Below are 14326 nucleotides of genomic sequence, written 5' to 3' on the forward strand. Positions count from 1 at the left end.
ACTACGATTTATCTGCTAAACTTAGAATATAAGAAGACTATAGGGTAAAAAGGTTAAGTTAATGAAAAAAGTTATTTCTACGACTTTGATTAGTCTTGCTACAATGACATCGTTATATGCATGTGATAGCAAAGATCAGAGGAAATATAATACTATAAGTTATGCCACTCAAGCTGAAACTAGAGTTAAAAGTGATAGCATATTAGTCCAAGTCACAGCTTATGCTACAACAACTTTACAAGATATAAATAACGTTCAACATAAAATTACTGCTGATATTAAAAATATTATTGATACTGATTGGAAAGTTAAAAATATTCAACAAAGTACAAGTCAAAGTGGGGCTTTAAATATCACTTTAGAATTACAAGCTAGAATTACTCAAATTCAATTAAATAAACTACAAACTGCTTTAGATAATCAAAAAGTTAATGGACAAAAACTAGTTGTTGATATTTTAGATTATAATCCACCAACTCAAGATATCGAAAACGCAAAACAAGAGTTGATGATAAAAATATATAATGATGCAAAAAAATATCTAAGTAACTTTAATAAGCAGACTGATAGTAATTACATCATACATTCAATTAAGTATGGTCCCGATTATAATATATTACCTTCTAGTGGTAATTTGGTATTAATGAAAACAGTAGCAAATAACTATAATGATAATACTAATCAAGCTGCAGTTTCAAAAGATATAAATATAAAAGCAAATGTAACATTTATCGAGAGGTAATAAAAATGGCTATAAGTAACGTTATAAAAACAGATGAAGTGGGTTTCGATAAGATAATTAATAGCACCTCAAAACCAATACTTGTAGATTTTTACGCTGATTGGTGTGGTCCATGCAAAACTCTCGCACCAATACTTGACCAATTGTCTAAAGACTATAAAAATGCTTTGGTTGCGAAAGTGAATGTCGATGATAATCAAGATCTAGCTGCCAAATTTGGTATTAGAAGCATTCCCACATTAATCATATTTAAAAATGCCAAGCAAGTTGAAACTTTAAACGGTGTTTTTACAGCCTCTGAACTTCAAAAGAAACTAGAAGTATATGAGTAGAAATGCTACTGAAAATATGCCGGACTGGTATTTTAATACTAAATTTGAGCTACCTGTAGTACCTGAATATTATCCAACAAAATTTGCTATTATTACAGCTTTTAACCCAATGAATCAAGAACTTAGCCTTGAAAAAAACTTATTAAGAAATAAAGTTTTAGAAATTGAGCTTAGGCAAAGTTATGATTGGGTATACCAAATTAACGGGTTCGATGAAAAAACAGGGCATAAAGAAGATGGCTTTATGTTTGAAGTGATCTCTATAGATGACGCTTGTAACTTAGGTTTAAAACACTCCCAAGATGCTATCTACTATGTGAAAAATCTCGCTATATATGTAGCTAAATGTGCTATTGGTCAAAGAAAAGCTATAAGGGTAGGGAAGTTTCTATCTAGGATCGCTTGATATATTTAAAGCTATAAACGATAATAACTTAAAACTCTTAAAAATAAAATGTTATGTGATATAATGTGTAAGACTATTAAAGCAATAAAACATTTTTCTGGAGCTCTATTGTTTGTGGAATACATTAATAAAGCTAAAGTTGAATTTGAGTCATTAGAGTTATTTCTTAAGACAAGTAAAGTAACAAAAATCTTGAGGGCAAGTAGGTCAATAGAAATACTAAGAGCTAGCGTTTTTAAGATGTCTGAAATTATAAATAAAAATAGTAATACATTAACACCGTCAAACGATTTTATGAAAGAACTTATCTCATATAAGATGATGTACCTTTTAATTAAGCAAGACACGGCGTTAATGGACGAAATCACTAAATCTGTTCAACATCAAAGACTTTTGGAATATTTGAATGAAATATTTAAAATAAAATTTGAGGATATAAGAATTGAATTATTTAGAGGTATTGAAACTCGAGATGACAAAACAAAAAATATAAATGATAGAATGAAAAATATTGCTGTTTCTAAACTTCAAACCTATTGGAGACGTGAAAAGATGAAGGCATATGAGCCATTAATAATGGAGCGTTTGCCAAAAAAGTATACACATGAAATGTTTACAAAAAATTATAATTGCTACCCTATGGGAGAATATCTTCATACAGAAGAATATAAAGAATTATTACAAACTTTAGTAGAGATAGATAATAAAAAGCTACCTAAAGAATTATCACCTGATGAAACAAAATTATTACTTAATAAAGTAGCCTTCCGTAAGACACACTTTGCTGATGTAATGTGTAATGATACATACTCATCTTTATGTACCTTGAGTAAAGCTAGAATTGAAGCAATTAAAATAGAACTCCAAGAAGAACATGGGATGTCAAAAGTAGATATATTTAAAGGCTATCCGAATCTCAAAAAACTTTGTTTTGAAAGTGAATTTAATTTAAAACATTACACTGGTACAACAACAGATAAAATATGGAATGGTAATGATTTTATTTTAAAAACTTATGAATCCTTATACCCCAATAAAGATTGTGGAGGAAATAGTAATTCGAAATATGATGCTGTAGATTTAGGCAATTTGCGTTTTGTTTTTTGGCATCTACAACCAGCTAAATTTGATACCAGGATACTGAGCCATTTTGGTAGCAATGAATATGTTGCTCCAGCTAAAGAAGCAGGATTATTTTCATATGGTTTTATTTGTATGACAGAACAAAAAAATGTTGATGTATTACCTGAAATATCTGGGAATATGACAAAGCTTGATAAACTGCCATTTTGGCAAGATATGCTTAAATATGCACGAGAAATAGAAGGATACATAGATGAGGATGAGGTTATATACCTTAGGAAATTATTAGATAATCATGACATTTCTTTTAACTTTTATGATGGAGATCAAAGGAAGATTATTAATCGCAAACAGAATGCTTCTGGTGGTAGTTATGAATATCCAATTTCCTTAGATAAAACTAATCATATTGCGTCATTTGCAATGTTTTTTGGGCCTTATATAAGAGAAGGTCTTTATCTAAGCATTCTACTAGAATTAAGGCGTTTTGATATTGATGGAAAAATTCTTAAATGGACTGAGGAAAGGCTATCTGAAACTAATAAAGATATTGACGTAGAGTTTGGGCAATTACTAATGAAACTATTTAGAATTGAAGCCCGTACACCTGGTAATTTTAGTTTTAAAAAGATGCAGGCAGTAACTAAAGCGCGCGTTACAGAGGACTATGATGCTGCTAATGAAGAATATAAACAGAGATTAAATAAGATTGCAACTTATAGAAATGCTAAACCTGAAATGTATGGTTTTTTAGCAAAAAAATAAACTAAATACATAATCATATAAAAATTAATATACCGATATTCTAACATACTTTAGTCTACATGATTCTAGATTTCAACAGACTCTAATTCATTAACTCACCTTACGCAAAAAATTGCAAGTTTTAAAAAGATATTTAGAATACTGATCATAGAAAAAATTGTATTATAGTTAATCCGAAATATTTTCGCTAATATGTTATAATAAATCGAAAAAAGATGCCAGCTTATAGCCAAGATTTTAGAGATATAGTAATCAATAAATATAAAGAAGGATTCACATTAAAAGAGCTAAGAGATTTTTTTTGCATAGATATACGTACAGTTAGATGTTGGGTTGAAAGTTATAAAACTACAGGTAACTATAGCTCTAAGTTAGGATTTAATAATGGAAGGCAAGCAAGCTTTACTGATAAACAAGCAATAGAAGAATATTTACAAACTAATCCTGATGCTAATGCTCTGGAAATTAGAGAATATTTAGCTCCCGATCTTGCTAGAAGCACATTCTATGATTGCTTAAATAGATTGGGTTTTAGTTTTAAAAAAAGACGCCAAAATATAAACAAAGAAAAGAACAAGACAGACAAGGATATTTAAATATTCTTAAATCTATTGATCCAAAGCTACTTGTTTATCTTGATGAGATGGGTGTTGATAATAAGCTATCAGTATTAAGAGGCTGGTCACTTGTTGGTGAGCCTAGTTATGGAGAAGTTATAGCATATAAGACTCAAAGAAAGAGTATTATTGCTGGATATAACTATTTTGATAAGAATATTATAGCTCCACTGGTGTATAGTGGTTATACTGATACTCAAATATTTAATAGACCTCTTGCATAACTTGCTGAATTGGTTAAACTTTTTATTTTTATTGGAATGGTGTTGATGAAATTTGAGCAGATTAAAGATGAGTCGCCAGAAGGATTTCGTAGACTTACAGGTGTTAAACGCACTACTTTTACTGTCATGATAAAGATATTAAATGAAGCGCAATTCCAACTAAAAGCAAAAGGAGGCAAGCCGAATAAATTGTCTATAGAAGATAGGCTGCTTATGGCGCTGGAATATTTACGTGAATATAGAACATATTTTCATATTTCACGCAGCTATGGTCTAAGTGAAAGTACTTGTTATCGTAATATACGCTGGGTTGAAGATACTCTGATTAAAGATGGGCAATTCTCATTGCCTGGACGTAAGGCATTATTAAAAAGTGATGTTAACTATGAGGTTGTACTGATAGATGCGACAGAAACACCCATTGAACGACCTAAAAAAAACAAAAAACCTTTTATTCTGGCAAAAAGAAGCGACATACGTTAAAGACGCAAATTATCGTGGATAGGAAGAAAAAGGAAATTATTTGTACCAATTTTTGCAACGGCAAGAGGTCTAATGAATGGTTTGAAAGACATTTATGTACATCACTAAAACCCAAAACAACTGTAGTAATGGATAATGCTAGCTTTCATAAATCTCCTAAATTAGTGGGCATTGCTAAAAAATTTGATGTGCAAATCTTATACCTTCCTGCTTATTCTCCTGACTTGAACCCTATTGAAAAGGTATGGGCTAATTTTAAAAGAATGCTTAGGAAAATTAATAATAATTTTGAAAATTTAGCTGATGCTATTTCTTATGTATTTAACAAAATATTTTCGGATTAGCTATATCTAAGAGATGGACAAGGATTTACTAGACATATACACAGATTATCTTATAAGCCAAACTAAGTATGCTACGGCTACAAAATTATCAGATATATTAGATCAAGAAGTATCCCATGACAAAATAACAAGGTTTTTAAACAAGTCAGATTTAACAAGCTTAGAATTTTGGAAATATATAAAGCCTTTAGTTAGAAAACATAACAGCGAATACGATGTTCTTTGTTTGGATGATACAATTAGTGAAAAGCCAAGTACAGATGAGAATGATATAGTCTGTTGGCATCACTCTCATGCTAAAGGTGTTCATGTAAAGGGTATTAATATAGTCTCATGTATGCTTAGTACATCAAATTTATCTATTCCAATAGACTATGAAATAGTGAAAAAGGATGAGCGATATTATGATGAAAAAGATAAACGGTATAAAAGAAGATCTAAAATTACTAAAAACCAAATGTTTCAAAACATGATAAACCGAGCAGTTATTAATCATGTTAAGTTTAAATATATTTTGGCAGATAGCTGGTTTTGCTCTAAAGATAATATGAATTTCATACATCACACATTATCGAAGAAATTCATACTTGGTATGAAGTCAAATAGAGTTGTTGCCTTGAGTGATTATGCTAGAAAGAGTAAGGATTTTATTAAACTCTCTGAACTTGATATTGCTGATGGAGAATCTTTAAAGATATGGCTTAAAGATATGAATTTCCCTGTACTTTTAACAAAAAAGATTTTCATAAACGAGAACGGTACAAAAGGAATTTTATATCTTGTAACAAATGATTTAGAAATAGATTCTAATCAGTTATATCATGACTATCAAAAAAGATGGCAAATAGAGGTTTATCATAAATCAATTAAGCAAAATACTTCTTTATCAGCATCACCAACTAAAGTTGAGAAAACTCAAAGAAATCATATTTTTTGCTCATTAGTGGCTTTTTGTAAACTAGAAATGCTCAAGATAAAAACTTCACTAAACCACTTCGCTATGAAATATAAGCTCTTGGTTAGAGCTAATGCTATTGCTCTTAAGCAACTATATGAAATTAGAAATTCATAAGTAACATGCGTAAGGTGAGTCATTAAGTCTTATTATTTCTATTTGATTCGTGGTTAAATAAATTTCAAATAACTTTTACCATACTATTTTAACAAAATTTGGGCTTGTCAACGTTAAATTTCAACAAGTCCAAGAATGTTATATGCACTAGTTTTATAGGGAGTTATACCAATTCCAACATAAATTGGTGCATTTATAATAAAGGAGTTTATGACTAATTTAAGTTTTTGATGTGCAGGCAATAACAGTAGCTATTGGCAGATATGGTATTAGCTATATAAATATCTAAGCTGTCAAAATTCAACATAACCTATCAAGTTTACAGTATATGAAAAGAAATCTTCCAGTAGTATATTTAATTTATAAAAAAATAAATTAGATAAGGACAATTTGTATGGAATACATTAATAAAGCTAAAGTTGAATTTGAGTCATTAGAGTTGTTTGATAAGACAAAAATCTTGAGGGCAAGTAGGTCAATAGAAATACTAAGAGCTAGCGTTTTTAAGATGTCTGAAATTATAAATAAAAATAGTAATACATTAACACCGTCAAACGATTTTATGAAAGAACTTATCTCATATAAGATGATGTACCTTTTAATTAAGCAAGACACGGCGTTAATGGACGAAATCACTAAATCTATTCAATATCAAAGACTTTTGGAATATTTGAATGAAATATTTAAAATAAAATTTAAGGATATAAGAATTGAATTATTTAGAGGTATTGAAACTCCAGCTGATAGAGTGAAAAATGTAAATGATAGAATGAAAAATATTGCTGCTTCTAAACTTCAAACCTATTGGAGACGTAAAAAGATGAAGGCATATGAGCCATTAATAATGGAGCGTTTGCCAAAAAAGTATACAGATGAAAAGTTTACAAAAAGTGATAATTGCTACCCTATGGGAGAATATCTTCATACAGAAGGATATAAAGGATTATTACGAAGATTAGTAAAGATAGATAATAAAGAGCTATCTAAAGAATTATCACCTGATGAAGAAAAATTATTACAAATGTTATTAGAGATAGATAATAAAGAGCTATCTAAAGAATTATCACCTGATGAAAAAAAATTATTACAAACGTTATTAGAGATAGATGATAAAAAGCTACCTAAAGAATTATCACCTGCTGAAAAACAAAAATTACAAAAGTTAGTAGAGATAAATAAAAAAAGATTATTACTTAATAAAGAAGCCTTCCGTAAGACACACTTTGCTGATGTAATGTGTAATGATACATACTCATCTTTATGTACCTTGAGTAAAGCTAGAATTGAAGCAATTAAAATAGAACTCCAAGAAGAACATGGGATGTCAAAAGTAGATATATTTAAAGGCTATCCGAATCTCAAAAAACTTTGTTTTGAAAGTGAATTTAATTTAAAACATTACACTGGTACAACAACAGATAAAATATGGAATGGTAATGATTTTATTTTAAAAACTTATGAATCCTTATACCCCAATAAAGATTGTGGAGGAAATAGTAATTCGAAATATGATGCTGTAGATTTAGGCAATTTGCGTTTTGTTTTTTGGCATCTACAACCAGCTAAATTTGATACCAGGATACTGAGCCATTTTGGTAGCAATGAATATGTTGCTCCAGCTAAAGAAGCAGGATTATTTTCATATGGTTTTATTTGTATGACAGAACAAAAAAATGTTGATGTATTACCTGAAATATCTGGGAATATGACAAAGCTTGATAAACTGCCATTTTGGCAAGATATGCTTAAATATGCACGAGAAATAGAAGAATACATAGATGAGGATGAGGATGAGGATGAGGGTGAGGTTATATACCTTAGGAAATTATTAGATAATCATGACATTTCTTTTAACTTTTATGATGGAGATCAAAGGAAGATTATTAATCGCAAACAAAATGCTTCTGGTGGTAGTTATGAATATCCAATTTCCTTAGATAAAACTAATCATATTGCGTCATTTGCAATGTTTTTTGGGCCTTATATAAGAGAAGGTCTTTATCTAAGCATTCTACTAGAATTAAGGCGTTTTGATATTGATGGAAAAATTCTTAAATGGACTGAGGAAAGGCTATCTGAAACTAATAAAGATATTGACGTAGAGTTTGGGCAGTTACTAATGAAACTATTTAGAATTGAAGCTCACACACCTGGTAATTTTAGTTTTAAAAAGATGCAGGCAGCAACTAAAGCGCGCGTTACAGAGGACTATGGTACTGCTAATGAAGAATATAAACAGAGATTAAATAAGATTGCAACTTATAGAAATGCTAAACCTGAAATGTATGGTTTTTTAGCAGAAAAATAAACTAAATACATAATCAGAGACTCTTTTGCACAAAATCAATATCGGACTCAGCAAACATTCGCATAATATATATTATGTTAAATTATATATGTTATTGATAAGTGACTGTTTAAAACATGTTGATAACTACTCTTTTACTAAATTGATGGGTAAAAACTTACGAATAAACAACTTGTAATCTGTCGATAATTTCTAAACTTGCTGGTAAAAATTTATACTTTTTAAGTTCCGAAATTTCTACAAGCTCTAGTTGCTGATTTTCTTTTGGATAAGGCTTATTTTCAAATTTATCAATAATAAAAAATTCTAAACTTACTTCCACACCATCTCTATTAACATATTTTTTCTTAAAGAAATTATTTATAGATTTCGCTAGTATTCCAACCTCTTCATAAAGTTCTCGTTTAATACACTCTACAAAAGTTTCATCCTTCTCAACTTTACCACCAGGAAATTCCCAGTAGTTAGAATAAGTTTGGTGTTTTTGTCTTAGTGTTATATAGACTTTAGAACTTTTATCATCTAGAATTATCCCTATCGCTGCATTGATTTTTTTCATGTTTGTTTTATTAAAAAAATAAAGGTTATAACCATATAATATGTTTCAAAACCATAAAAGTGAAATTTTACTTGCAACTCCACTTATTAAGAATGACGTTATATTTACGCAATCTGTAATATACCTATGTCAGAACGATAAGTATGGAGCTATGGGGCTAATTATTAATAAACCTTTAACAGAAACCTTGAAAGATGTGTTTGAAGAGCTAGAGATACCTTGTTTACACACTTTCGAAGAAATCCTTAATCATCCTCTTTATATGGGTGGGCCTATTAGTTCACACAAAATCTTAATTTTACATACTACTAACGGTAGAAACTATAGTTCAACTATTAGACTAGATGAAGGTTTAGCTATTACAGCTTCTGTAGACATTTTAGAAGATCTAGCTAATAATATCCTGCCAGAGTATTTTCTACCAATAGTTGGTTATAGTTGCTGGACTGCTGAGCAGCTAACCAACGAAATTAAATCTAATGATTGGATTGTTACAACTAAGCTTAGTAAAAAAATTTTATTTAATTATGAAAATAAATCAAAATGGCAACATCACCTAGAACATGCCGGTTATAGTTTCCAAAATTTAAATACCTTGTTTAAAAACATAGGGCATGCTTAATTTATGTTTAAAGCTTTACTAGCTATAGATTATGGTAGAGCGCGGATTGGGCTAGCTAGTGGTCAAATGATCACAAAAACAGCCTCCCCAATTGGCACAATTGAAGCTTATGATGGTAAACCCAACTGGTTTGAGCTTGGTAAGATTATAAAACGTTGGAATCCTTCTGATATTATAATTGGACTGCCCTTAGACGCAAAAGATCTTGATACCGATATAACTAGGGACGCTCGTAACTTTGCTAAAGAAGTTGAAGATAGATACCAAAAAAACGTGCATCTAATAAATGAAGCTTACTCAACTAGAGAAGCACGGTGGCGTTTAGAAAGTGTTAAAAATAAAAAAGTCAGTCACGTGAAAGTTGATGCTTTAGCAGCTTGCGTGATTTTAGAAACATGGATGTCTGAGAACTAGATATTTTGTTTGTTTTCACATAGAATTACCTAATTAGTTTTCGCAATAAATTAACTAGGTTTTATTATTCAATGAAAGAATACAATTTCACTAGCATAGAACAAGATGCTCAAAAATATTGGCAAGAAAATAATAGTTTTAAAGCTATTAAAGATACATCTAAAGAAAAATTTTATTGTTTGTCAATGTTACCGTATCCTAGTGGTACTTTACATATGGGACATGTAAGAAACTATACAATAAGTGATGTTATTGCTAGATACCAAAAAATGCTAGGGAAAAATGTTTTACATCCTATGGGGTGGGATGCTTTTGGCTTACCTGCTGAAAATGCTGCTATTAAACATAAACGATCTCCATATGAGTGGACAAAAAGTAATATCTCTCATATGAAATATCAATTTAACTCTCTAGGTTTTAGTTTTGATTGGTCAAGAGAAATAGCCACATGTGATGAGGATTATTATAAATGGGAACAGTGGTTTTTTATTCAGTTATATAAAAAAGGTTTAGCTTATCGCAAAAACTCTGTAGTAAATTGGGATCCTGTTGATCAAACAGTTTTAGCAAATGAGCAAGTCATAGATGGTCGTGGCTGGAGATCTGGTGCTTTAGTAGAAAAAAAAGAAATTCCACAATGGTTTCTTAAAATTACTGAATATGCCGATGAGCTTTTAAGAGATATAAATAAATTAGATGGTTGGCCTGAAGCTGTTAAAACAATGCAAACTAACTGGATTGGAAAATCTAAAGGTTTAACAGTTAAATTTAAGATTAAAAATAGCCACCAAGATGATATAGAAGTATTTACTACTCGCCCTGATACTTTAATGGGTGTAAGTTACTTAGCTGTAGCTCCGGAGCACCCTTTGGTTTTAGAACAAACAAAGTCAAATTCTGATTTAAATAAGTTTATAGATGAATGTAAAAAATCTTCGACTATGGAAGCAGATCTTGCAACACAAGAGAAAAAAGGTTTTAAAACTTCTATAAAAGTTATTCACCCTATTTCTAACGAAGAAGTAGATGTATGGGTAGCAAACTTTGTACTAATGGGTTATGGTACTGGTGCTGTTATGTGTGTTCCAGCACATGATCAAAGAGATTGGGAGTTTGCAAAAAAGTATAATATTTCTCTAAAACAAGTTATTAAATCCAATGATGAAAAGCTAAATGTTAATTTAGAAAAAGAAGCTTTTGTAGAGAAAGGTACCTTGATAAATTCTGGCGAATTCAATGATTTAAACTTTAAGCAAGCATACCAAGCTATTAAAAAATACCTTTTTGATAATGATAAAGGTTATGAAACAACTAATTTTAGAATACATGACTGGGGTATTTCTCGTCAAAGGTATTGGGGCTGCCCTATTCCTATGATTCATTGTGATAGTTGTGGAATAATACCAGAAAAAGAAGAAAATTTGCCAGTAAGGTTACCTACTGATGTTACCCTAACAGCTGCAGGGTCTCCTTTAAAAGATATGCTAGAGTTTTTGGAAGTTAGTTGCCCTAACTGTGGCGCTAAAGCAAAACGTGAAACTGATACTTTTGATACGTTTTTTGAATCTTCTTGGTATTATGCAAGATATACTTGCCCTACTGCCAATCAAATGCTTGACACTGAAGCAAATTATTGGTTACCAGTAGATAAATATGTAGGTGGTATTGAACATGCTATCATGCATTTATTATATGCTAGATTTTTCCATAAATTAATGCGTGATCAAGACTTAGTTTCTTCGGATGAGCCTTTTGAAAACTTACTTACTCAAGGTATGGTTTTAAAAGATGGTGCAAAAATGTCTAAGTCAAAAGGTAACACTGTAGACCCTCAAGAATTAATAGATAAATATGGCGCTGATACGGTTAGACTTTTTAGTATGTTTGCTGCTCCACCAGAGCAATCTCTAGAGTGGTCAGAAACAGGTGTTGAAGGAGCACATAAGTTTTTACGTAAAGTATTTAACTATGCTCAAACCAATCAAAATGAGCTAATCGCTAATTTCCAAGTTGACCACGAAAAGCTTACAAAAAGTGATAAAACAACTCGTTTTGAGATACATTCAGCTCTTAAGCAGGCTATTTTTGACTTTGATAAAAGCCAGTTTAATACCGTAGTTTCTGCTTGTATGAAAATATTAAATAGTTTAAACAGTAATGAAAATTTAGCAAAAGATATAAAATCTGAAGGCTTTAATATCTTACTTCGACTATTAGCTCCTTTTACGCCGCATGTATGTCATTATCTATGGCAAGAGCTTAACTTAGGGGACGATATTTTAAATTCTAATTTCCCGTTAGTTGATGAACAAGCTCTTAAAAAAGATGATTTCGTATTAGTGGTACAAATAAATGGTAAATTAAAAGCCAAGTTAGAACTAGATGCTAATTTGTCAAAAGAGCAAGTTGAAGCGGCTGTTTTATCCGATAACTATGTAAAAACTGTAATTGAAGGTAAAGAAGTTATAAAAGTGATTTACGTACCACAAAAACTAATAAACATTGTAATAAAATAGGTGCTTTAAATGAAAAGGTATATTCTCGTATTATTTATTATTTTATTATCTTCGTGTGGTTTTCACCCACGTGGCGTCTCAATAAATGGTGGTGTTAGTACATTTGATAGTATTGTAGGCACGAAATTTTATATTGAATCTAATGACTTTGATCAATACGCAAATGAACTAAGAAAAACTTTAGTAAGTTATAAAGCAAATATTGTCACAAATGATAAAGATGCTGATTATATCATAAATATCCAAGATGCTGCTAAGACGTCACAAATGACAAGTGTTGTTGGCGGTGCTTCAAATAATACATATCAGCTAATATACACAGTAACATATAACATAGTTAAACCATATGATGAAACTCCAGTTGTACCGAATAAAACCCTAAGTACACAACAATTCTGGCAGTCTAACTCCGGTACAGTACTAGCTCAAGATAATGAAGCAAGTAGAACTTATAATTATTTACAGGATCAATTAGTAAATAATATGGTTAACCAAATAGCCTTACTTTTACCTGAACAAGTTAGTAATGATACTACTACATCAATAGCTGCTAGTAATAAAGGATCTCAGCAAAATAGCTCTAGTTCTGACAAAAATCTAGAATCTTCTAATACACAAGGAAAATAATATCTAAGAGGAACACGATGATGGAAACTTTAATATTTTTTTATACTAAATTGCTAGGGAATAACAGTATCGCAAATGTTTTGAGTTTCGCGACTATTTTTGTAATAGTACTATTTATATCCTGGATGCTAAATTTGGTACTAAAAAAATATATAGTAACTATTGTTAAAGTTTTTTTTAGTAAAAAGGATTCTAATTTTGGAAAATCTTTAATTAAATACCATGTTTTTAGAAAGTTATCCCATATAGGGCCTGCCATTTTTATATATGTAGCTATTAGCTTAGCCAGTTTTCCAGATTGTCCTTGGACATTAAATTTAGTAAATGCTATAGAATTAATTGCTCAAATTTATTTGACATTAGTTATTATATGGTTTTTCATAGCTTTCACAGATGCTATTTTTGAATATTTTCAAACTTTACCATATTTTGCAAGACATTCATTACGTAGTTACGCTCAAATCATAAAGATAATTTTATTTTTCATAGCTTTTATATTAGTGGTATCACAATTATTAAATAAATCCCCTATTGCTTTTTTAACAGGATTAGGTGCTTTATCTGCTGTATTAATGTTAGTTTTCAAAGACACTATTTTAGGTTTTGTTACAAATATTCAAGTAGCAGCTTTAGATATGGTGAGAGTGGGTGATTGGATTACAGTACCAGCTGCTGGCGTTGATGGTAATGTCATAGAGGTTTCTGTAAATACTGTAAAAATACGTAATTTTGACAAAACTATTTCAACAATCCCAACATATGCTCTTATCAGTAATAGTGTCCAAAACTGGCGAGGTATGGTTGAAACCGGTGGCCGTAGAATAAAGCGTTCAATAAATATTGATATTGATACTATAAAATTTTGTAATGATGACCTTTTAGGAAAGTTAAAACAAGAGGAGTTGCTAAAAGATTATGTAGCAAAAAATAATAATGAAAAAATAACTAACATAACCTTGCTTAGAGTTTATATAGAAAATTATTTACGTAAACATCCAAAAATACACCACGATCTAACTTTTTTAATAAGAGAATTACAACCTACTGAATCTGGTTTACCTATAGAGATATATATTTTTACAAATGACACCGATTGGGTAAGCTACGAAAAGATCCAAGCTGATATTTTTGATTATATTTTTGCTAGTTTATCAATGTTTGAATTAAGAGCTTTCCAGGCTATTACAGGTAGGATAACACCAAAAGATTAGT

Annotated in this window: 13 protein-coding genes and 1 pseudogene; 13 read left to right on the forward strand and 1 reads right to left on the reverse strand. The window is 30.3% G+C overall.

Annotated features, from left to right (window positions below; translation table 11 throughout):
* Positions 1 to 61: 61 nt before the first annotated feature.
* The 8 genes and pseudogenes from E3E15_RS03850 to E3E15_RS03890 all read left to right on the forward strand — a co-directional run bounded on the left by E3E15_RS03850 (position 62) and on the right by E3E15_RS03890 (position 8376).
* Entirely contained in the window at positions 62 to 742 is a 681-nt protein-coding gene (locus E3E15_RS03850) for a hypothetical protein (protein WP_172106644.1), read from the forward strand.
* Between the two features lie 5 nt (positions 743 to 747).
* Positions 748 to 1074 (forward strand): thioredoxin, encoded by a 327-nt coding sequence (gene trxA / locus E3E15_RS03855; RefSeq protein ID WP_172106645.1) that lies wholly within the window; start codon positions 748 to 750, stop codon positions 1072 to 1074.
* A complete protein-coding gene (locus tag E3E15_RS03860; protein ID WP_172106646.1) occupies positions 1067 to 1480 on the forward strand; it encodes a DUF3293 domain-containing protein in 414 nt (137 codons plus the stop codon). Before trxA ends, E3E15_RS03860 begins: the two co-directional genes overlap by 8 nt.
* A gap of 63 nt (positions 1481 to 1543) precedes the next feature.
* The gene (locus E3E15_RS03865; protein WP_172106647.1) at positions 1544 to 3328 is read left to right on the forward strand and encodes a hypothetical protein; all 1785 of its coding nucleotides are present in this window, start codon (positions 1544 to 1546) and stop codon (positions 3326 to 3328) included.
* A 215-nt stretch (positions 3329 to 3543) separates the two neighbouring features.
* Positions 3544 to 4157: pseudogene (locus E3E15_RS03870) on the forward strand (transposase); the annotation flags it as partial.
* Positions 4158 to 4214: 57 nt separating this feature from the next.
* Positions 4215 to 4996, forward strand: a protein-coding gene (locus tag E3E15_RS07905; protein WP_245313677.1) for a transposase whose coding sequence is annotated in 2 segments (ribosomal slippage) — positions 4215 to 4602 and positions 4602 to 4996 — 783 coding nt in all. Because the reading frame shifts where the segments join, the coding sequence is not laid out codon by codon here.
* A gap of 13 nt (positions 4997 to 5009) precedes the next feature.
* Positions 5010 to 6068, forward strand: coding sequence for an IS701 family transposase (locus E3E15_RS03885; protein ID WP_172106649.1), 1059 nt, complete (start codon positions 5010 to 5012; stop codon positions 6066 to 6068).
* Positions 6069 to 6462: 394 nt separating this feature from the next.
* Complete coding sequence (locus E3E15_RS03890) at positions 6463 to 8376, forward strand: hypothetical protein (RefSeq protein ID WP_172106650.1); 1914 nt, start codon at positions 6463 to 6465, stop codon at positions 8374 to 8376.
* Positions 8377 to 8533: 157 nt separating this feature from the next.
* Here the strand turns inward: E3E15_RS03890 and mutT are convergent, their stop codons facing one another.
* Entirely contained in the window at positions 8534 to 8935 is a 402-nt protein-coding gene (gene mutT, locus E3E15_RS03895) for an 8-oxo-dGTP diphosphatase MutT (RefSeq protein WP_172106651.1), read from the reverse strand.
* Positions 8936 to 8975: 40 nt separating this feature from the next.
* Here mutT and E3E15_RS03900 point away from each other — a divergent pair, with 40 nt between their 5' ends.
* The 5 genes from E3E15_RS03900 (at position 8976) to E3E15_RS03920 (ending at position 14325) form a co-directional block, all read left to right on the forward strand.
* Complete coding sequence (locus tag E3E15_RS03900; protein WP_172106652.1) at positions 8976 to 9557, forward strand: YqgE/AlgH family protein; 582 nt, start codon at positions 8976 to 8978, stop codon at positions 9555 to 9557.
* A gap of 3 nt (positions 9558 to 9560) precedes the next feature.
* Positions 9561 to 9971 (forward strand): Holliday junction resolvase RuvX, encoded by a 411-nt coding sequence (gene ruvX / locus E3E15_RS03905; RefSeq protein WP_172106653.1) that lies wholly within the window; start codon positions 9561 to 9563, stop codon positions 9969 to 9971.
* A gap of 71 nt (positions 9972 to 10042) precedes the next feature.
* Positions 10043 to 12487, forward strand: a complete 2445-nt coding sequence (leuS, locus tag E3E15_RS03910; RefSeq protein ID WP_172106654.1) for a leucine--tRNA ligase — start codon at positions 10043 to 10045, stop codon at positions 12485 to 12487.
* Positions 12488 to 12496: 9 nt separating this feature from the next.
* A complete protein-coding gene (locus E3E15_RS03915; protein ID WP_172106655.1) occupies positions 12497 to 13114 on the forward strand; it encodes an LPS-assembly lipoprotein LptE in 618 nt (205 codons plus the stop codon).
* A gap of 20 nt (positions 13115 to 13134) precedes the next feature.
* Positions 13135 to 14325, forward strand: a complete 1191-nt coding sequence (locus E3E15_RS03920) for a mechanosensitive ion channel family protein (RefSeq protein WP_172107231.1) — start codon at positions 13135 to 13137, stop codon at positions 14323 to 14325.
* The last annotated feature ends 1 nt before the right edge of the window (position 14326 follow it).

The organism is Allofrancisella frigidaquae (assembly GCF_012222825.1).
GTDB classification, from domain to species: Bacteria; Pseudomonadota; Gammaproteobacteria; order Francisellales; family Francisellaceae; genus Francisella; species Francisella frigidaquae.